The 20186-nt window shown below is 71.9% G+C and carries 16 protein-coding genes and 1 pseudogene; 12 read left to right on the top strand and 5 right to left on the bottom strand.

Annotated elements, in window-relative coordinates:
• The 3 genes from Q0283_RS17250 to Q0283_RS17240 all read left to right on the top strand — a co-directional run.
• The coding region (locus Q0283_RS17250) for an arylsulfotransferase family protein (protein WP_298045887.1) at nucleotides 1-1155 on the top strand (1155 nt) is incomplete at its 5' end.
• A 174-nt stretch (nucleotides 1156-1329) separates the two neighbouring features.
• On the top strand, nucleotides 1330-3774 hold the full coding sequence (gene ligA, locus Q0283_RS17245) for an NAD-dependent DNA ligase LigA (protein ID WP_298045889.1): 2445 nt from the start codon (nucleotides 1330-1332) through the stop codon (nucleotides 3772-3774).
• Entirely contained in the window at nucleotides 3771-4670 is a 900-nt protein-coding gene (locus Q0283_RS17240; RefSeq protein WP_183524045.1) for an inositol monophosphatase family protein, read from the top strand. The genes ligA and Q0283_RS17240 overlap by 4 nt, the downstream gene beginning before the upstream one ends.
• On the opposite strand, the gene Q0283_RS17235 is transcribed toward Q0283_RS17240, so the two are convergent.
• Together Q0283_RS17235 and ppk2 are read right to left on the bottom strand one after the other, a co-directional pair.
• Complete coding sequence (locus Q0283_RS17235) at nucleotides 4667-7447, bottom strand: cation-translocating P-type ATPase (RefSeq protein ID WP_298045886.1); 2781 nt, start codon at nucleotides 7445-7447, stop codon at nucleotides 4667-4669. The two genes, Q0283_RS17240 and Q0283_RS17235, sit on opposite strands and share 4 nt — an antisense overlap.
• A gap of 96 nt (nucleotides 7448-7543) precedes the next feature.
• Entirely contained in the window at nucleotides 7544-8377 is an 834-nt protein-coding gene (ppk2, locus tag Q0283_RS17230; RefSeq protein WP_183524051.1) for a polyphosphate kinase 2, read from the bottom strand.
• 189 nt (nucleotides 8378-8566) lie between these two features.
• Between ppk2 and Q0283_RS17225 the strand changes: the two genes are divergently transcribed.
• Both Q0283_RS17225 and Q0283_RS17220 read left to right on the top strand, forming a co-directional pair.
• On the top strand, nucleotides 8567-8956 hold the full coding sequence (locus tag Q0283_RS17225; protein WP_183524054.1) for an SHOCT domain-containing protein: 390 nt from the start codon (nucleotides 8567-8569) through the stop codon (nucleotides 8954-8956).
• 214 nt (nucleotides 8957-9170) lie between these two features.
• Complete coding sequence (locus Q0283_RS17220; protein ID WP_183524057.1) at nucleotides 9171-11873, top strand: LuxR C-terminal-related transcriptional regulator; 2703 nt, start codon at nucleotides 9171-9173, stop codon at nucleotides 11871-11873.
• Nucleotides 11874-11898: 25 nt separating this feature from the next.
• Here Q0283_RS17220 and Q0283_RS17215 read toward each other — a convergent pair whose 3' ends face one another.
• The gene (locus tag Q0283_RS17215) at nucleotides 11899-12729 is read right to left on the bottom strand and encodes a class II glutamine amidotransferase (protein WP_183528196.1); all 831 of its coding nucleotides are present in this window, start codon (nucleotides 12727-12729) and stop codon (nucleotides 11899-11901) included.
• A 236-nt stretch (nucleotides 12730-12965) separates the two neighbouring features.
• On the opposite strand from Q0283_RS17215, the gene Q0283_RS17210 reads away from it, so the two are divergent.
• From Q0283_RS17210 to Q0283_RS17180, 7 genes are all read left to right on the top strand, one after another.
• On the top strand, nucleotides 12966-13394 hold the full coding sequence (locus tag Q0283_RS17210; RefSeq protein ID WP_183524060.1) for a hypothetical protein: 429 nt from the start codon (nucleotides 12966-12968) through the stop codon (nucleotides 13392-13394).
• A 57-nt stretch (nucleotides 13395-13451) separates the two neighbouring features.
• Nucleotides 13452-13844 (top strand): SHOCT domain-containing protein, encoded by a 393-nt coding sequence (locus tag Q0283_RS17205; protein ID WP_183524063.1) that lies wholly within the window; start codon nucleotides 13452-13454, stop codon nucleotides 13842-13844.
• 124 nt (nucleotides 13845-13968) lie between these two features.
• Nucleotides 13969-14598 (top strand): N-acetyltransferase, encoded by a 630-nt coding sequence (locus Q0283_RS17200; protein ID WP_298045882.1) that lies wholly within the window; start codon nucleotides 13969-13971, stop codon nucleotides 14596-14598.
• Between the two features lie 78 nt (nucleotides 14599-14676).
• Entirely contained in the window at nucleotides 14677-14973 is a 297-nt protein-coding gene (gene gatC, locus Q0283_RS17195) for an Asp-tRNA(Asn)/Glu-tRNA(Gln) amidotransferase subunit GatC (protein WP_010142843.1), read from the top strand.
• Nucleotides 14974-14978: 5 nt separating this feature from the next.
• A complete protein-coding gene (gene gatA / locus Q0283_RS17190) occupies nucleotides 14979-16574 on the top strand; it encodes an Asp-tRNA(Asn)/Glu-tRNA(Gln) amidotransferase subunit GatA (protein WP_183524066.1) in 1596 nt (531 codons plus the stop codon).
• Nucleotides 16571-18085 carry an Asp-tRNA(Asn)/Glu-tRNA(Gln) amidotransferase subunit GatB gene (gene gatB, locus Q0283_RS17185; RefSeq protein WP_183524069.1) on the top strand — a complete coding sequence of 505 codons (1515 nt, stop codon included), beginning with the start codon at nucleotides 16571-16573 and terminating at the stop codon, nucleotides 18083-18085. The genes gatA and gatB overlap by 4 nt, the downstream gene beginning before the upstream one ends.
• Before the next feature lie 114 nt (nucleotides 18086-18199).
• Entirely contained in the window at nucleotides 18200-19180 is a 981-nt protein-coding gene (locus Q0283_RS17180) for a phosphotransferase (protein ID WP_183524072.1), read from the top strand.
• Here the strand turns inward: Q0283_RS17180 and zapE (Q0283_RS17175) are convergent.
• Both zapE (Q0283_RS17175) and zapE (Q0283_RS17680) read right to left on the bottom strand, forming a co-directional pair.
• Nucleotides 19152-19913: a cell division protein ZapE gene (gene zapE, locus Q0283_RS17175; RefSeq protein ID WP_298045878.1), complete on the bottom strand. Its 762-nt coding sequence runs from the start codon at nucleotides 19911-19913 to the stop codon at nucleotides 19152-19154. The two genes, Q0283_RS17180 and zapE (Q0283_RS17175), sit on opposite strands and share 29 nt — an antisense overlap.
• Before the next feature lie 64 nt (nucleotides 19914-19977).
• Nucleotides 19978-20124: pseudogene (gene zapE / locus Q0283_RS17680) on the bottom strand (AFG1/ZapE family ATPase); the annotation flags it as partial.
• Nucleotides 20125-20186 lie beyond the last annotated feature (62 nt).

The following is a 20186-nucleotide window of genomic DNA, read 5'->3' as shown; positions in this document are numbered from 1 at the left end:
TCCTACGAGGAGATCGCCCGGGTGACGACGGGCGGTTCGCTGGGACCCGGTCAGGCCGACTTCCACGACTCGACCATCACGTCCGAGGGCACCATGCTCATCGGCGCCTACGTGGTCACCCCGGCGGACCTGGGCGAGGTGGGCGGACCTCGTCACGGGTACGTCGAGGACGCCGTGATCCAGGAGGTCGACATCGCCACCGGCGAGGTCCGGTTCGAGTGGAGCGCACTGGACCACGTGTCCCTGGCCGAGACCGTGCTGGACTTCGGGCGGGAGCAGGCGGAGGTCGCCGAGGAGGCCGCGGAGGAGGGGACCCAGGCCTCGCGGCTCGGCACCCGGGACGAGCCCTTCGACTACTTCCACATCAACTCGATCGCCGAGGACCGGGACGGTGCGCTGCTGGTCTCCGCCCGGCATACCAGCGCCGTCTACCGGATCGAGCGCGGCACCGGGGCGGTGGACTGGACCCTGGGCGGCTCCGCGAGCGACTTCCGGATGGGCGAGGGCGCCTCCTTCGCCTGGCAGCACGACGCCCGGCGCGCTCCGGACGGCACCCTGACACTGCTGGACAACCACGCGGGTGGTCACGAGGGCGACGCCTCCTCCCGCGGGCTGCGCCTGGCCCTGGACGAGGAGGCGATGACGGCCGAGGTGGTCACCGAGTACCTGCCGCCCGCCGAACGGAAGGCCAGCAGCATGGCCAACGCCCAGCAGCTGCCCAACGGCAACATGCACATCGGCTGGGGAGCCCGGCCGTCGTATTCCGAGTACACCCCGGACGGTGAGCTCATCTACGACGTCTGCCACGGGGACGAGTGCTACGGCGAGGGGTACGAGGGCGGTGGTGGCAGCTACCGTGCCTACGCGTTCGCCTGGGAGGGCCGGCCGGCGTCCGGTCCGGACGTGGTCGTCCGCCGGGACGACGGCGGTCGCGTGGCCTATGCCTCCTGGAACGGGGCCACCGAGGTGGCCCGGTGGAGGCTGCTGGCCGGTGAGGACCGGGCAGGTGCCATCGAACGGGCCACGGTCGGCAGGGACGGCTTCGAGACCGCGATCCCGGTCACCGGTGGGGAGCCGTACCTGATGGTGGAGGCCCTGGACGCGGACGGCCAGGTGCTCGGGACCGCCACCGCGGCCCCTGGGCCGGGCGGTTGAACCGCCCGGCCCACCGGCCCGGCAGGGAGTCCGGGAGCGCGTCCGCGTGGACCGTGGAGGACGTCATCGACTGCGTCAGCTCTCGGTCCTCGCTGGTCTCGGACGGGGCGCGCGTCGCGTCGGTGCCCGGATGACGGGGAGGCGTCCTAGGCTGGAGCGGTGAGCACGCAGCAGATGGACCGAGATCCCGAGGTCGACGCCTCCGTCCAGCCCGAGGCCGGGGACATCCCCACGGAGGCCCTGCGGGAGAAGTACGAGCACCTCGTGGACGAGGTCCGCCGGCACCGCGTGGCGTACTACCAGAACGACGCCCCACTGGTCTCGGACGCCGAGTACGACGCGCTCTACCGCAGCCTCGAGGACCTCGAGGCCCTGCACCCCGAGATCGTCTCCAACGACTCGCCGACCCAGGAGGTCGGCGGCGAGGTGTCCACCGCCTTCGCCCCGGTCACCCACCTGGCCCGGATGTACTCCCTCGACGACCTGTTCTCCATCGAGGAGCTGCGGTCCTGGTACGCGAAGACCTCGGCCTCGATCGAGGCCATCGCCCCGGGCACCACTGCGCGCTGGCTCGTCGAGGTCAAGATCGACGGCCTGGCCGTGAACCTGCTCTACCGGGACGGCCGGCTGGTCCGTGCCGCCACCCGGGGTGACGGCACCACGGGTGAGGACGTCACCCACAACGTGATGACCATCAAGGACATCCCGCAGCAGCTGTCCGGGTCTGGCTGGCCGGCCGAGATGGAGGTGCGCGGGGAGATCTTCATGCCCACCTCCGCCTTCCGGGCCTTCAACCAGCAGCGTGCCGAGGCAGGCCTGGCCCCGTTCGCCAACCCGCGCAACTCCGCGGCCGGGTCCCTGCGCCAGAAGGACCCCGCGGAGACCGCCAAGCGTCCGCTGAGCATGTTCGTCCACGGCATCGGCGCCCACTCCGGCCTGGAGGCCGGCTCCCAGCACGCCACCTACGAGCTGCTCGCCGGCTGGGGCCTGCCCACCAGTCCCTACACGCGGATCGTGGAGGGACTGGACGGTGAGGACGAAAGTCCCGACGGCGGGATCCTGGCCTTCATCGAGGAACACGGCCAGAAGCGCCACGACCTGGTCCACGAGATCGACGGGATCGTCATCAAGGTGGACTCCTTCGCCCTGCAGCGGGCCCTGGGCCACACCTCACGCGTGCCGCGGTGGGCCGCCGCCTACAAGTACCCCCCGGAGGAGGTCCACACCCGGTTGCTGGACATCCGGGTCAACGTGGGCCGCACCGGCCGTGTCACCCCCTACGCGCTGATGGAGCCGGTGGTGGTCGCCGGATCCACCGTGTCCATGGCCACCCTGCACAACCAGGACGTGGTGAGGGCCAAGAACGTGCTCATCGGGGACACGGTGGTGCTGCGCAAGGCCGGGGACGTCATCCCGGAGATCGTCGGGCCCGTCCTGCCCCTGCGCGAGGGCAAGGAGCTCGGCACCGGCCCGGAGGCCGGACTGCGCGAGTTCGTGATGCCCACCGAGTGCCCGTCGTGCGGCACCACCCTGGCCCCGGCCAAGGAGGGCGACGTGGACCTGCGCTGCCCCAACGCGCGCACCTGCCCCGCCCAGCTCACCGGACGCATCGAGCACGCCGCCTCCCGCGGTGCCTTCGACATCGAGGCCCTGGGCGAGGAGGCCGCGCTCTGGCTGACCAACGGTCCCGGCCCGGACCCCGCCGAGAACGGGGGCCGTGTCCGTCCCGAGGGACCCGGCGTCCTCACCTCCGACGCCCAGCTCTTCGACCTGGTCCACCCCCACGACGACGACCTCCGGGACGAACTGCGCCGCCGGCTGGGCGAGGTGCGGGTCTGGCGGGAGAAGCGCCAGCGCGTGGACGGCAGGATGGTCCCCTCCGGCCAGTGGGAGCTGAAACCCTACTTCTGGACCCAGGGCACCGCCAGGAAACCCTCGGAACCCACCGCGAACACCCTCAAGCTCTTCGACGAGCTCGAGAAGGCCAAGACCCAGCCGCTCTGGCGCGTCCTGGTGGCCCTGTCCATCCGGCACGTCGGCCCCACGGCGGCCCGGTCCCTGGCCACCGCCTTCGGCTCCATGCGGGCGCTGGCAGACCTGGCCACCACGGTTCCCGAGGGACTGAGTGCCGAGGAGGCCCGTGCCGCCGCCCAGCAGCGCCTGGCCGACGTCGACGGGGTCGGCCCCATCATCGCCGAGGCCGTCATCGAGTGGTTCGGCGAGGACTGGCATGCGGGAATCGTCGAGCGCTGGCACGATGCCGGCGTCGTGATGGAGGACGAACAGGACGAGGACACCCCGCGCACGCTGGAGGGCCTGACCGTGGTGGTCACCGGGTCGCTGGAGGAATTCAGCCGTGACTCCGCCAAGGAGGCCATCATCGTCCGCGGTGGCAAGGCCTCCGGTTCGGTGTCCAAGAAGACCGACTTCCTCGTGGCCGGTGAGAACGCCGGCTCCAAGCTGGACAAGGCCGAGTCCCTGAAGGTGCCGGTCCTGGACGAGGCCGGCTTCGTCCGGCTGCTGGCCGAGGGACCGGCGGCCGTGCGGGACCCCGGCGCCCACGAGGACCCCGACACCGATGGAGAGGACACCATGACCGACAACGAGGAGCAGCGATGAGCCGCGGACTGCTGGCCGTGGCCCGGGCCGCGGCCCGGGCGGGAGCGGCCGTACTGGCCGAGCGTCCCCTGAGCCCGACGCCGGCCACGCGCCAGGACCTGGGCGCGGACACCAAGAGCTCCGGTTCGGACTGGGTCACCGACTACGACCGCCGGGCCGAACAGGCCGTCCGCGAGGTCATCACCGCCTACCGCCCGAACGACGCGATCTCGGGGGAGGAGTACGGGCACACCGAACCGGCCACCCCCTCGGGATACCGGTGGTCCATCGACCCGCTGGACGGGACCACGAACTTCATCCGCGCGATCCCGCAGTTCTGCACCTCGGTGGCCGTCGAGGGCCCGGGTGAGGACGGGGACGAGGGGGTGCGCTGGCTGGCCGGTGCCGTCGTCGCCCCCGCCCTGGGCCGCAGCTGGTACGCGGCCGCGGGCCAGGGCGCGTTCTCCACCGTGGACGACGCCGTCACCGGGACCTCGGGCGAGCCGGTCCGCCTCCACGGCCCGGTGCTGGGCCGGTCCGGCCGGCTGCTGGCCAGCGGCTTCGGCTACGCCGGGGCGCGCCGCGACTTCCAGCTGCGCGCGCTCGCGGCCATCCTGGCGCACTTCGGGGACGTGCGGCGGATCGGCTCGGCCGCCCTGGACCTGTGCATGGTGGCAGACGGCACCCTGGACGCCTACGCCGAGTTCGGCATCCAGGAGCATGACTGGTCCGCCGGTGCCCTGATCGCCGAGGAGGCCGGGGTCCCGGTGCGCCGGCCCGCGCACGCCGACGGCACCGACCACCCGGACTGGACGGTGGCCGGCGTGCTGGACCCGGACGCGGGAGGCGGGACCGGGGACGCCGCCGACCGGCGGGCCTGGGCCGACGCCGTCGAGGCCCTGCTGCCCGGAAGCTAGACGGGCCGGGGGGCGGGGCGTTCGGCGGCCCGGCCGCCGACCACCTCGGTGACCGGACGCGCGGGCTCGCTCCCGGCGGCCCGGTGGCGACGGATGGCCTTGTCCAGCTCGACGACGAGGGGGACGACCAGCCCCAGGCCGAGGCAGGCGAGCCACTGGCCGCCAGTCAGCGACGTCGTCAGCAGCAGGTTCTGCAGGAATCCCAGTTCGACGGCGGCCACCGTGGTGAGCACGGGGATGGAGAGGATCTTCAGGGCACCGAGGATCGGGGCCCTGAGACCCGACTCGGGATCGCGTCGCTTGGCCAGGCTGCCGAAGATCGAACTGAACGAGAGCACCACGAAGGCCATCGTCAGCGGCACGCTCGGTGCGGTGGGGCTCATGGGCCCGGGAGCCAGCAGCAGGGCCGCCAGCGTCACCGCGAATCCCAGGACCCCGTAGACCAGCCACTGCGTGACGGCCCCGCGGTTGGTGATCGGCTGGGTGGTGTCCCGGGGTGGCCTGTCCATCAGGTCGGGGGCCGGCGGGTCGGTCATGATGACGATCACCGGGAAGATGGTCACGAAGAAGTTGATGAACAGGATCATCGTCGGCATCAGCGCGACGCCGTGGTTGATGTCGAAGACGCTGGCGGTCAGGAACAGCAGCACCAGGGCGAACAGCGCCGACATCTGGTAGCGGACGAAGGACACGATCTTGTCGTAGATGCTGCGGCCCAGCCGGATGGCGGACACCAGCGTGCCGAAGTTGTCGTCCGTGAGGATCATGTTGCCGGCCTGCTTGGTCACCTCGCTGCCGGATCCCATGGCCACGCCGACGTCGGCCTGCTTGAGCGCGGCGGCATCGTTCACGGCGTCCCCGGTCATGGCCACGACGTCCCCGCCCTGCTGCATGAGCCGGGCGAGCCGCAGCTTGTCCTGCGGGGTCACCCGTCCGAAGACGTGGAGCCGGGGCAGCGCGCGGGCGAGGTCCTCGTCGGTCATGGCCTGGATCTCGGCGCCACTGACCGCCCCAGGGCCCAGCTCGAGCTCGGCCCCGATGGCGGCGGCGGTGATGGCGTGGTCACCGGTGATCATGCGGACGTCGATCCCCGCCCGGTGTGCCAGGCGCACGGCCTCGGCCGCCTCCGCACGCAGGGGGTCGATGATGCCGACCATGCCGACGAAGGTCAGCTCCTCGACGAACCGCATCGGATCCGCACCCACCTCCGCCTCCCGGCCGTCCAGGATCCGGCCGGCGAAGGCCAGGACCCGCAGTCCCTGCTGGGAGAGGGACTCGTTGGCCTCCAGGATCTCCTCGCGCACGCTGCCGATGTCCACCTCCCCGTCCGGCAGCATCGCCTTTGCGCACCGGGCCAGGACCACGTCGGGGCCGCCCTTGACGAACTCGACGAAGTGCGGGCCGTCCTCGAACGGCAGGGTGTGGAAGGTCGCCATGAACTTGTACGCGGAGTCGAAGGGGACCTCGGCGAGCCGCGGGTAGGCGCGGCGTGTCGTCTCGGCGTCGACGCCCATCTTCGCCGCCAGGACCACCAGCGCGGCCTCCGTCGGGTCGCCGATGACCTCGCCGGCGTCGGAGACGGTCGCGTCGCTGTTCAGGCACAGGCCGTAGGAGAGCCGGGTGAAGTCGGGCGCAGGCTCGCCGGCGACCTGGCGGATGGCGCCGGTCTTGGCGTAACCGTCGCCCTGCACGCTGTACCACCTGCCGCGCAGGTACAGTTGCCGCACCATCATCTGGTTCATGGTCAGGGTGCCGGTCTTGTCCGAATTGATCGCGCTGGTGGCCCCCAGCGTCTCGACGTCGCTGAGGTTCTTGACCACGGCCTTGTGCTCGGCCAGCTGGTTGGCTCCGTAGGCCAGCATGGCCTGCACGAAGGTCGGCATGCCCGTCGGGATCGCGGCGATGGCCATGGACATGCCGACCAGCAGGACAGCCGCGAGGGGCTGGCCGCGGAGCACTCCGATGATGACGATCACGGCCACCGCGGACCAGGCGACGATGCCGATGACCTTGGTGAGTCCGTCCAGCTCGCGCTGGAGGGGTGACTTGCCCGGGTCCACGGACGAGAGCATCGAGGCGATCTTGCCCATCTCGGTCTGCATGCCGGTCTCGGTCACCACCATCACGGCCGTCCCGCGCGTGACGGCCGTGTTCTGGAAGACCATGCTGGTCCGGTCACCCAGGGGCACGTCGGCGTCCGTGAGGGCCTGGGCGTCCTTGGCGATCGGGGCGCTCTCACCGGTCAGTGCGGCCTCCTGGGTCTCCAGCGTGGCCGACCGCAGCAGCCGTCCGTCGGCGGGCACCAGGTCCCCGGCCTCGAGGTTCACGACGTCCCCCGGCACCAGCTGCGTGGCGTCGAGCTGGCTCAGCGAACCGTCCCGGACGACGCGCGCCTGCGGGATCTGCATCTTGGCCAGGGCGTCGACGCTGGCCCGGGCCTTGAGCTCCTGCTGGGTGCCCAGGACGAGGTTGAGGACCACCAGCACGGCCACGACGATCCCGACCGGCACCTGGTCGATGACCAGGCTGACCACGATGACGCCGACGAGCATCAGGTTCATGGGGTCGCGCAGCAGCCGCAGTGCCACCGCCCAGCGCGAGGGGGGCCGTTCGGAGGCGATCGCGTTGGGCCCGTACCGCGCCAACCGCTCTCCGGCCTCCGACGTGGTGAGCCCGGACTGCTCGTCCGAGTCGAGCAGGGCGACCACGGCAGCGGGCTCCTGCGCGTGCCAGGACGCGGTGGCGGCCGGCCCGGACGTGGTCTCGTGGATTGCCATGGCATGGTCCCCTGGTCTTGCGCGGCGTCCGGCGCGGCCCGCGACCGCGCCGATTGAACGGGTGTGCCGGATCCGTGACGTCCACGGACGCGGCGGTCAGTAGGCTGCGGGCACCTCGCGGGGGAGCCGCTGCGGTTCCGTGTAGTCCCCCCGGTCCTGACGCCTGGGCAGCGTGACGTCCGGCTTCTCGAGCGGTTCGTAGGGGATCTGGTCCAGGATGTGCGTGATGATGTTGAGCCGCCCCCGCTTCTTGTCGTTGGTGTCGGCGATGTACCAGGGCGCCCAGGCGGTGTCGGTGCTGCGGAACATGTCGTCCCGGGCCCGCGAGTAGTCGAACCAGCGGCTGTAGGACTCCAGGTCCATGTCCGAGAGCTTCCAGTACTTGCGCGGGTCGTCGATCCGGCTCTGCAACCGCAGGGTCTGCTGCTCGTCCGTGACCTCCAGCCAGTACTTCAGCAGCAGGATCCCGGATTCCACCATGGCCCGTTCGACGTCCGGGACGACCCGGAGGAAGTTCTTGGCCTCCTCCTCGGTGCAGAACCCCATCACCCGTTCCACCCCGGCCCGGTTGTACCAGCTCCGGTCGAAGATGACGATCTCCCCGCCGGCGGGCAGGTGCGGTACGTACCGCTGGATGTACATCTGCGACCGTTCGCGCGGCGTGGGCGTCGGCAGCGCCACCACCCGGAACACGCGGGGACTGACCCGTTCGGTGATCGTCTTGATCACTCCGCCCTTGCCGGCCGTGTCCCGGCCCTCGAAGACGATGACGATCTTGGCGCCGGTGGACTTGGTCCACTCCTGGACGGCCACCAGCTCGGCGTGCAACGGCTTGACCAGCTCGGCGAATTCCTTCCGTTTCATGACCGGTGCCCCGCCCGGATCACCCGTGGACCCGCCGTGTCCGGCGGTGGACTTCTTCTTTCCCATGACCGCGAAACCTCCACTCGCGCCTGAGCCTGCCGGGACGGACACCGCCCGCCCCGTGACCAGTCTCCCCGCGCCACGGGGGGACCGGCCGGTCTTTCACCCCGCCCGGGTGACGCTCCGGGGTGCACCCGGGTGGATACTTCGAGGCACCGGGGAGGGGATCGGCCGTTGCCTCACTAAGGAGTGATCATGGATTTCTGGGAGAGTTTCTGGGAGTTCTTCTGGTTCCTGTTCTGGCTCTACGCCTTCGTGGCGTTCTTCTACGTGCTCTTCGCGATCATCTCCGACATCTTCAAGGACCGGGCGCTGAACGGCTGGCTCAAGGCGGTGTGGCTGATCGTGCTGGTGTTCATTCCCTTCATCTCGATCCTGGTCTACCTGATCGCCCGCGGTGACGGCATGGCGGCCCGGAACCAGCGGGAGGCCGCCGCCCGTCAGGACGCGCAGGCGTCCTACATCCGGTCGGTGGCCGGAGTCAGCCTCACGGATGAGATCACCAAGGCGCGCGCCCTGCTCGACGACGGCACCATCACCGAGGAGGAGTACACACTGATCAAACAGAAGGCCGTGAGCGGCTAGCAGCACGGCCGGGAATTCATCCGGTCCGGGTGATCCGCCCCGGGGCGGGCCGGTCGTACAGTGTGCCCGGAGGCGGTCACTGGACGACAGGGAATCGCCCGGTCATGCGGTGGAGCGGGGGACCCGCGTGCCGGGACCTCGCCGGCAGACCGGCGCCCTCGGACACCGAGCGGGACAACACAGGTGGCCACCGGGTGATTCCGGGAAGGACTGCATGATGAGGGCTGGCCCGCCCACCTCCGCGACGACGGTGCCGTCACGACAGGGCGTACCGGACCCGGCGCCGTCGCGGCCCGCGCCGGCCGCCACCGGCTCCGAGGGACGCACCAGGACCGGGGCGCCGGAGGCCCGTCTCGGCACCCTGCGGCGGCGCCGCCTGGAGGAGGCCGTCTCGGGCGGGGTCCGGTCCGGCCGGACCACGGTGGTCTCCGCCCCCGCCGGATACGGGAAGACGACCCTGCTGGCCGACTGGTCGCGCAATGGCGATGAGGCCTGTGCCTGGCTGAGCGTCGGCCGGGCCCATGCGGGTCCCGCGGACCTCTACCGCGGGATCGTCGTGGCGCTGCAGGACGTGGCGGCAGGACTGGGCGGCCCGGCCCGAGGTGCGGTACTGGGCCTGGACCCGCGACCAGGACGCAGTCCCCGCGAGGACCACGAGAGCGTCATCCGGGCCCTGGAGGCGCTCACCGAACCCCTGGCCCTCGTCATCGACGACCTGCACCTGGCCGGTCCGGGCCTCGACGGCGGCCTGGTGGGGAGCCTGCTCGAGTCCAGGCCGGCCGGGCTGCACCTGGTCCTGTCCGCACGCGGCGCTCCGGCCCTGCCGCTCGCGGCCGCGAGGCTCCGCGGCGAGGTCGCCGACATCGGGCCGGGTGACCTCGCCTTCACGCTGGCAGAGACCGGTGAGCTGCTGTCGATGCTCGGCTTCGACGGCCCGGTGGAGGCCCCGGCGCTGTGGAGGGCGACGGGCGGCTGGCCGGTGGCCCTGTCCCAGGGCCTGGCGCTCGACCCGGCGGGGGCGTCCCCGGCCGATGCCTTCTCGCCGGAACCACGCCGGGCCTTCCTGGACTATGTCGCCGAGGAGGTCCTGGCCGGTTGTCCCGCGCCCCTGGCGGACTTCGTCCTGCGGGCCACGGCACGGGACACGATCGACCGTCCGCTGGCCATCGAGCTGGGTGGAGACACCGAGGGGGCGCGGCTGCTGGAGGAGTGCCTGGGGCAGGGGTTCTTCCTGGAGGAGGACCCCTGCGGCCTCCCCGGGTCCAGGTACCGCTGGCAGCCGCTGTTCGCCGCGGCCTGCCGCACCATCCTGTCCCATCGCGACCCCCGGCTCGCCCGCACACTCCACGGCATCGCGGCGCGGCACTACCAGGACGTGGACGTGCGCACCTGCGTCTCGGAGGCCCTGCTCGGCGACGATCCCAGGACGGCGATGAGGTCCATCGGCGAGCACTGGCTCGAGGTGCTGATGACCGAGGGAGCGGCATCCCTGGAGGACCTGTGCCTCCGGTTGCCGTTCCCCTGGAGCGAGGACCCCGAGGTGCTCCTGGTCCGGTCCGCCTGCCGCGCGACCGAGGGTGACCAGCCCTACGCCGCCGAGCTGGCACGCCGGGCGTCCTCGGGCCTGACGGGCCTGGGCACGGCGCGCCGGCGCCGCTTCACCGTCAACCGTGAGCTGTTCGAGCTCTTCGTCCTGGGCAGTGGCGATCGTGAGGCGGCGGCCCGCGAGGGGTACCGGCTCGTCGACCTGGCCACGCGACATCCGGCAGCCACGCTGACCGACGCCCTCTTCCTCGTGGGCCGGGCCGAGACCCGCTCGTTCCGCCCCGGGAGGGCGGCGACCGACCTGCTGCGGGCGGCGGCCGCGGCCGGCCGCGCCAACGGATTCACCACGATCGAACAGTGCGCCGGGGCAGAACTCGCCCTGGCCCTGTCCGTCCGGGGTGACTTCACGGCGGCCGAGGAGCAGGGCACGGCGGTGGTCGGCCGCCCCGGCGCGTCCTCCCCGGCCCGCGGTCGATGCCTCGCCCCGGTGTGGCTGGCCAGCGGACTCAGGGCCTACTGGCAGGACGACCTGGCGCGCGCCGACCGCGACCTCGCGCAGGCGGACGCGGCGGGCAGCGGTCCCTTCCCGGCCGACTCGCTGGGCATGGTGTACCGGGTCCTCGTCGCCTGCGCCACGGGGGACCCTGCCCGGATCACGGCAGCGGACCTGGCGCTGCGGGCCTTCGACGCGCAGGAGCGCCACGACTCCGCCTGGTCCACGCTGGCCCGGGTCGCCGCCGCGAAGCTGCGTGAGGCGGCGGGCGACCTGAGGGGCGCCGGGGCCATCGCCCGCCCCCTGGCCAGGGGCGGTGTCTCGCCCCTGGCCGGCGCCCTGATGGCCGAGGTCCTGCGCAGGGCGGGGGAACCCGAGGCCGCCCTCGACTGCGTGGAGGCCCTGGGGGAGGAGGAGAACCCACCCTATGTCCGGGCCAGCGCCGCCGTGACCGAGGTCCTGATCGCGGACGCCGCGGGAGAGGCCACGGTCGCCCATGACCGGCTGGAGTACGCCGTCGCCTGCGCGGAACCCCAGTCGGTCCTGCGGCCCTTCGTCGAGCATCGCGCGGACCTGCTCCGGCTGCTGGTCCAGCACGCGGCGTGGGGCACCGCCCACGATGCCTTCATCGCCTCGGCGCTCGCCCACCAACCGCCCGATCCCGTGCGGCGCCGACAGCGCGACTCCTGGACGCTCTCCGAGAGGGAACGGGAGGTCCTCTCCTACTTGCGGACGATGCTCACGGCCGCGGAGATCGCCGACTCACTCTTCATCTCGGTGAACACCCTCAAGACGCACCAGCAGTCCATCTACCGCAAGCTCGGTGCGACGAACCGCCGGTCCGCCATCCGGATCGCCATGGCACGCGGACTCGTCTAGGACGGCCGCCGTCCTGTCCCGCCCGCTACGCCGCGACGGGTGTGAAGGGTGCGAGCTCGATCCCGCCGCCGCGCACGGCCAGGAACGTCGATTCCGGAACCTCCTGCCAGGCCCCCTCGAGATCACCCAGGGGTTCGGACACCACCAGGCGTGCGTCCGGGGAGAGCCGCTGCAGTTGAGGGTTCTCCGGATGCAGGGCGCGGAGCGCCGAGACGTCCCTGCTGTAGAACAGGGACCTCGACCGGCCCTCGGTGGAGTAGCGGAAGGCCCAGGTCGTGTCGCCGTCCGTGGTCGCCACGGTCATCTGCACCGGGTGCTCGATGCCGTGCCGTCGACCGGTCTCCTCGATGAATCCCACGGCGGTGGCGACCGCCGGTGCGGGATCGTCCTCGAGGCCGAACGTGAGCGCGAGGTAGAAGAACAGCTCCGAGTCGGTGGACCCCTCGATGAGCGGGAAGAACTCCGGCGCCACGGCCACGGCGAGGTCACGCTTCACCCGGGGGAAGTCGCTGATCATCCCGTTGTGCATCCACAGCCAGCGCTCGTGACGGAAGGGGTGGCAGTTCGTCTCCTGGACCGCGCTGCCCGTCGACGCCCGGATGTGCGCGAAGACGCGTTCCGACCAGGCCAGCGCCGAGAGCTCGCGCAGGTTCCTGTCGTTCCAGGCGGGGTGCGTGCTGTGGAAGAGCCCCGGGCGGGGACCCCTGGAGTACCAGCCGACCCCGAAGCCGTCGCCGTTCATCTCCTCGGCACCCAGCCTCGAGTGCTTGCTCTGCATGACCAGGGAGCGCACGGGCCTGAACAGCAGGTCCTCGAGGTTCACCGGTGAACCGGAGTACGCGAGCCAACGGCACATGATCATCACTCTCCGAAAGGACATCGAACCACGGCGCCGCGCTCCACGGACCACCCGCCGGGGGTGATTGACGGGCCGGGCCGGGACCAGGTTCATCACCTGCGGGTGAGGCAGCGCGGCGGCCACCGGCGGATACTTCAGGCCATAGGAGGTCGGTGGCCCGTTCGCGGAGCCGCGGTGAATCCCGGCCCACGGTCGGCCCCCGGCCATGATCGACTCCTGGAGAGGAGACCACCGTGAACAGCAGACGTCCCGGTTCCACCGCCGCAGCCATGGCCCTGGGAACCTCCATGATGATGATCGGCCTGGCCGGTTGTTCCAGCCCCACCCCGCAGGAGAACGTCTCGCAGGCCTGCGAGGCCGCGGACGCGTTCGGCACGGCACTCCAGGAGGTGAGATCCAGCCTCACGCCCGAGGCCACCGTGGACGAGCTCCGGACCGCACGGAACCAGCTCGCCGACTCCTACGAGGACCTGTTGAAGGAGTCCGGTGACGTGGCCGAGGACCGCCTCGAGGAACTGGACACCAACGTCGACGGGTTCCGTGACGCGGTCGACGAGATCGACGATGACACCAAGGTCCCGGACGCCGTCGACTCCCTCCGCAACGAGGCGAACGACGTCGAGACCGCCATGGACAACCTCCGGAGCGAACTCAACTGCTGAGGCGCTCGGCCGGCGGCACACACCATCCATCGATGGTTTAGACACGAAGGAGTGACAATGGACTTCTGGGAGAGTTTCTGGGATTTCTTCTGGTTCATGTTCTGGTGCTACGTATTCATCGCGTTCCTGTTCGCCCTGTTCTCCGTCTTCTCCGACCTGTTCAGGGACAAGGAGCTCAACGGCTGGCTCAAGGCCGTGTGGGTGATCGTGCTGGTGTTCTTCCCGGTCATCTCGCTCCTCGTGTACCTGATCGTGCGGGGTAGCGGCATGGCGACGCGGAACCAGAAGCGTGCCGCCGTCCGGCAGGAGGCCGAGGCCGCGTACATCCGGTCCGCGGCCGGGGTGACGAGTGCCAGCGACGAGATCGCCAAGGCCAGGACGCTGCTCGACGCCGGCAGCCTCACGCCGGAGGAGTACGAGCTGATCAAGCAGCGCGCGCTGAACGCCTAGCCGCACTCGCCCACGGCGGCGGACGGGTGGTGCCGGCGGGCGGACTTGCGGGTCCACCGTCGTGCGCCGGGGGGCGAGCGTCGACGTGCTCGCCCCGCACACCGCCCGCGAGTAGGATTTCGGCGTGCCCCATGACGACCACGGACCGATCGTTGACCACACGCATCCCGGACTCCACGAGGACGACCGGCCTCCGCTGACGTCCCGCGTGGACGGGGTGACCGTCCGCGACGCGCGCGAGGAGGACCACGCCGCGATCGCCCACCTGACGGTGGCGTCCTACGTGGACGGCGGGCACGTCCACCCCGAGGACGACTACATCGAGCACCTGCAGGACGTCGCCGGCCGTGCCGGCCAGGCGCGCGTGCTCGTGGGTGAGGTCGTGGTCGGTGAGGGCCGGGACGCGCGGAGCGGCGTGGCCGGTTCGGTGGTGCTGACGCTGCCGGGCATGCCGATGTCCGAGACCGCCAAGGACGGGGAGCTCGAGTTCCGGATGCTGGCCGTGGACCCCGCCGTCCAGCGCCGCGGCGTGGCCCGGGCCCTGGTCCGTGCCGCGATCGACCGCGCGCAGCAGCTGGAGGGCATCGAGGCGGTGGTGCTCACCACCATGGAGACCATGACCTCGGCCCACAGGCTGTACGAGTCGGAGGGTTTCGTCCGGGTCCCGGAGCGGGACTGGCGCCTGTCGGACATCGGCCAGGAGCCCACGGACGGCACCGACCAGCTCTACTGGGTGTTCCGCCGGCCGGTGTGAGCCGGGCCCGGCCCGCACTGCTCCGGGACTAGACTGGTCCACCGAACCACACCATCCGCGGAAGACCACAGGAGACCCATGTCCGCCATCACCCGTGAGGACGTCGCCCACCTGGCGCGACTGGCCCACATCCGGATGGACGAGCAGGAGCTGGACAAGATGTCCGGTGAACTCGCCGTCATCATGGATGCCGTCGCCGCCGTCAGCGAGGTCGCCGGGGACGACGTGCCGCCGACGTCCCACCCGATCCCCCTGACCAACGTGTTCCGGGAGGACGAGCCGGGGGAGATGCTCTCCCAGGAGCAGGCCCTGGCCATGGCCCCGGAGGCCGAGGACGGCCAGTTCCGGGTGCCCGCGATCCTCGAGGGGGAGTGACACGCATGAACGCAACGACCGAGTCGACTGAACTGATCCGCCTGACCGCCCTCCAGATGGCCGAGAAGCTGCGGACGGGGGAGATCACCTCCGTGGAACTGACCCAGGCCCACCTGGACCGGATCGCCGCCGTGGACGGCGGGGAACGCGGCATCCACGCCTTCCTGCACGTCAACCCGGAGGAGGCGCTCGCCGTGGCGGCCGAGGTGGACGCGATCCGCGCCGCCGGCGGCGCCGAGGCCGAGGCCCTGCACCCGCTGGCCGGCGTGCCGGTGGCCGTGAAGGACAACATCGTCACCATCGGCCAGCCGACGACCGCCGGCTCGAGGATGCTCGAGGGCTGGATGAGCCCCTATGACGCCACCGTGGTGACGAAGCTGCGCCGGGCCCGGCTGCCCATCCTGGGCAAGACCAACCTGGACGAGTTCGCCATGGGCGGTTCGACCGAGCACTCCGCGTTCGGCAACACCCGCAACCCCTGGGACCTGGACCGGATCCCCGGCGGTTCCGGCGGCGGTTCGGCCGCGGCCGTGGCCGCGTTCATGGCCCCGCTGGCGCTCGGCTCGGACACCGGGGGCTCCATCCGCCAGCCGGGTGCCGTCACCGGCACCGTGGGCGCCAAGCCCACCTACGGCGGGGTCTCCCGTTACGGCGTGATCGCGATGGCCTCCTCCCTGGACCAGATCGGCCCCGTGGCCCGGACGGTGCAGGACGCCGCCGCCCTGCAGGAACTGCTCGGGGGCCATGACGCGAAGGACTCCACCTCGCTGACCGAGCCCCTCGAGGGACTGCTCACCGCGGCGCGGCAGCACGACGTGACGGGCCTGCGGATCGGCATCGTCTCCGAGCTCAGGGGTGAGGGCTACCAGGAGGGTGTCCTCGAGCGCTTCCGCGAGGCCGTGACGATCCTGCAGGACGCCGGTGCCGAGGTCGTCGAGGTCTCCTGCCCGCACCTGAAGTACGCCCTGGGCGCCTACTACCTGATCATGCCGTCGGAGGCCTCCTCCAACCTGGCCAAGTTCGACGGCGTCCGGTACGGCAACCGGGTCGTCCCCGACGAGGGCGGCACGATCGAGCAGGTCATGGGCGCCACCCGCGCGGCCGGTTTCGGCGAGGAGGTCAAGCGCCGCATCATCCTGGGCACCTATGCCCTCTCGGCCGGGTACTACGACGCCTACTACGGCTCCGCGCAGAAGATCCGCACGCTCGTGCAGCGGGACTTCGACGAGGCCTTCTCGAAGGTCGACGTGCTCATCTCCCCGACCTCCCCGACCACCGCGTTCGGCCTGGGCGAGAAGATCGACGACCCGCTGGCGATGTACCTCAACGACGTCGCCACCATCCCGGCGAACCTGGCCGGCATCCCCGGCATCTCCGTGCCCGGCGGACTGGCCGAGGGCCTGCCCGTCGGCGTGCAGTTCCTCGCCCCGGTCCGCGGCGACGCCGTGATGTACCGGGCCGCTGCGGCCCTGGAGAGCCGCCTGGAACAGGCCTGGGGCGCACAGCTCTGGACCCAGGCGCCGGACCTGGACGACACCCGCAGCACCCAGCCGGCCGGCGTCGGGACCGCTGACCGCACCGCAGGAGGAGAGAACCGATGACCGCCGTCACCGACGAGGTGCTCACGTTCGACGAGGCGATGGCCGAGTTCGACCCGGTCCTGGGCTTCGAGGTCCACGTGGAGCTGAACACCAGGACCAAGATGTTCTCCTCCGCCGCCAACGCCTTCGGGGACGTGCCCAACACCAACGTCACCGAGGTCGACCTGGGGCTGCCCGGCGTGCTGCCGGTGGTCAACGGCAAGGCCGTGGAGTACGCCATCAAGCTCGGGCTGGCCCTGAACTGCCAGATCGCCGAGACGTGCGGCTTCGCCCGGAAGAACTACTTCTACCCGGACACCCCGAAGAACTTCCAGACCTCCCAGTACGACGACCCGATCGCCCATGACGGCTGGCTGGACGTCGAGCTGGAGGACGGGACGGTCTTCCGCGTGGAGATCGAGCGCGCCCACATGGAGGAGGACGCCGGCAAGCTCACGCACGTCGGCGGCGCCTCCGGCCGCATCCAGGACGCGGCGCACTCGCTCGTGGACTACAACCGCGCCGGCGTGCCGCTGATCGAGATCGTCACCAAGCCGATCGCCGGTGTGGGGGAGCGGGCGCCGGAACTGGCCCGCGCCTACGTCACGGCCGTCCGGGACATCGTGAAGAACCTGGGCATCTCGGACGCGCGGATGGAACGCGGCAACGTGCGCTGCGACGCCAACGTCTCGCTGATGCCCAAGGGCACCGCGGCCTTCGGCACCCGTACCGAGACGAAGAACGTGAACTCCACGCGCGCCGTCGCCCACGCCGTGACCTACGAGATCCAGCGCCAGGCGGCCATCCTCAAGGCCGGCGGCTCGATCGTGCAGGAGACCCGGCACTGGCACGAGGACACCCGGACCACCACCTCGGGCCGGCCGAAGTCGGACGCGGACGACTACCGGTACTTCCCGGAGCCGGACCTGGTGCCGATCGTGACCACGCCGGAGTGGATCGAGGAGCTGCGCGCCCAGTTGCCCGAGCCGCCCGCTGAGCGCCGCAAGCGCCTGAAGGCCGACTGGGGCTTCTCGGACGAGGAATTCCGGGACGTCGTCAACGCCGGCGTGCTGGACGAGATCGCGGACACGATCGCGGCCGGGTCCACCGCCGCCGCGGCCCGCAAGTGGTGGATGGGCGAGATCGCTCGCCTGGCCAACGTGGAGGGCAAGGACATCCCCGAGCTCGGGGTCTCCCCGGCCGACGTCGTGGAGGTCGAGGCGCTGATCGCGGAGAAGACGATCAACGACAAGATCGCCAAGCAGGTCCTGGGCCTCGTGGCCGCCGGCGAGGGCTCCCCGCGGGCCATCGTCGAGGCCCGCTCGCTCGCGGTCGTCTCCGACGACGGCGCCCTCACCACCGCGGTGCAGGACGCCATCGCGCAGAACCCGGGCGTGGTGGAGAAGATCAGGGGCGGCAAGCTGCAGGCCATCGGCGCGCTCATCGGCCCGGTCATGAAGGCCACCCGCGGCCAGGCCGACGCCGGGCGCGTGCGGGAGATCGTCATGGAGCAGCTGGGCGTCACGGAGTAACCCCCCGGACACCCCACGCCACGATCGGGAGGTCGACGGCTGACCCGCGGGCCCGGAGACGGGCCGGTTCGCGTCAGCCCTCGACCTCCCGTCGTCTCCAGGAGAGGCCGGAAGATGCCGCGTCACCGCCGGTCCGGCGAACCGGACGTCACGGCCGGACTCGTCCGCGCCCTGCTGGCGTCCCAGCACCCGGACCTGGCGGCGCTGCCGATCGGCGGGGACGTGGATCCGGCCCCGGGCGGCGGCGTGGTCCGCGGCTGGGACAACACGATGGTCCGGCTGGGGGAGGACCTCGCCGTCCGCCTGCCCCGGCACGACGCCGGCCAGGCCCTCCTCGACCGGGAGGCCGCCTGGCTGCCGCGCGTCGCCGCGCAGACCGGGCTGAGGCTCCCGCGGCCCGAGCGCACCGGCGCCCCCGGGGCCGGGTACCCCTACCGGTGGGCCGTGGTGCCGTGGGTGGCGGGAACCCCGGCGGCGCGCCGCCCGGCCGGGACCCGGGACGTCTACGCCGCCGCCCTCGCGGGGTGGCTGCGACGCCTGCACGTCCCGGCCCCGCCGGATGCCCCGGCCAATCCCTTCCGCGGCGTGCCGCTGGCCGCGACCGCCGATCGCTTCGAGGCGCGCTGGCGGGCGCTGCGTCCGCGCTGCCCCGCGGCCCTGGTCCGCGCGGTGGACACGGCCTGGCGGCAGGCCCTGGCGGCCGGGGACCACACGGGCCCGCCGGTCTGGCTGCACGGGGACCCCCACCCGGACAACACGGTGCTGGCGGAGGCTGCCGCCGGCGCCCTGCCGGGCCCACCGGAGCCGGTCCTGGTCGATTTCGGTGACCTCTGCGCCGGGGATCCCGCCTCGGACCTGGGGATCGCGCTGACCCACTTCACGCCCGCCGGGGCCGCCGCGTTCCAGGCCCGCTACGAGGCGGGCCGGGTCCCGGACGACGACCTCTGGCGCCGGGCCGCGGGGTGGTCCCTGGCCCTGGCGACCCTCTTCGCCACCCAGCCCCCGGAGGACGTCCTGCACGCGATCGGCTGGGGGTACCTGCGGCAGTCGGGCCCGCGGACGGGTCTCAGTCCCGCAGCAGGCTCAGCCGGCTGAGGAACCGGTCGGCGTCGCGCGGGAGGCGCCCCGGCCCGGCCCAGTCATCCAGGGGCAGGGCCGCGGTGACGTCCAGGCGCAGGTCCGCGTCCACGAGCACGTCCACGAGGAACGCGAACCGCTGGAACGACTGGTCGTCGATGTCCTCCGGGGCCGGGACGCCCAGCAGTCTCCAGTGCTCGTACTGCCGCGCCAGCCCGAGGTAGTCGTGCACGGAGACCGGGTGCTCGCACAACTGCGCGAACGTGGCGGTGAGGACTCCGGCGGCGGGATCCGCGGCGGTCACCCGCAGCCGCCGGGTACCGCCGGCCCCCACCGGCACGCTCGCCCCCGTCACGGGCCCGGGACCGTTCGCCCCGGGACCGTTCGTCGCGCCACCGGTCAGCCCGGCACCGGTCAGCCCGGTCCCGTCCTGCCCCGCGCCGACGGCCGTCCACGTCCCGGCCGCGAACCCGCGGTCGGCGCCCCGGGTCAACGGCCGGTAGTCGACGCCGTCGGGGACCTGCCGCACGGTGAGACGCTCCTGGATCAGCCCGATGACCGGTTCGAGGTGATGGTGGAACAGGGGATCCGGCAGCAGGTCCGCGGGCGGGTAGTTGGACGTCAGCAGCACCCCGGCCTCGAGGTCCAGCAGGGCGGGCAGCACCCGGCGCAGCAGGTGGGCGTCGCCGACGTCGTGGACGTGGAACTCGTCGATGTACACCAGCCGGGCGTCCCCCAGCAGGCGCCGCACGGCGCCGCACGGCGCCGTCGACGCTGACCGGTCGTCCGGCCGGGGCGCCGGTCACCGACTGGGTGACCTGGCCCAGCAGGGCGTGCATGTGCATCCGGATCTTGGGCACCTCGGCCGCGTCGAAGAACCGGCCGCTGATCCACGTCTTGCCGCGGCCCACCCCGCCGTGCAGGTAGACCCCGTGGGCGTGCCGGGAGCAGAGCAACCGCACGGTCTCGCGCTGGCCCGCGTCGAGCTGCTTCCCACCGGCCTCCAGCGCGGCGGTCAGCGTCG

It is taken from the genome of uncultured Citricoccus sp., assembly GCF_937871995.1.
Lineage (GTDB): Bacteria > Actinomycetota > Actinomycetes > Actinomycetales > Micrococcaceae > Citricoccus.
This window is presented reverse-complemented; position numbering and strand designations above follow the sequence as displayed.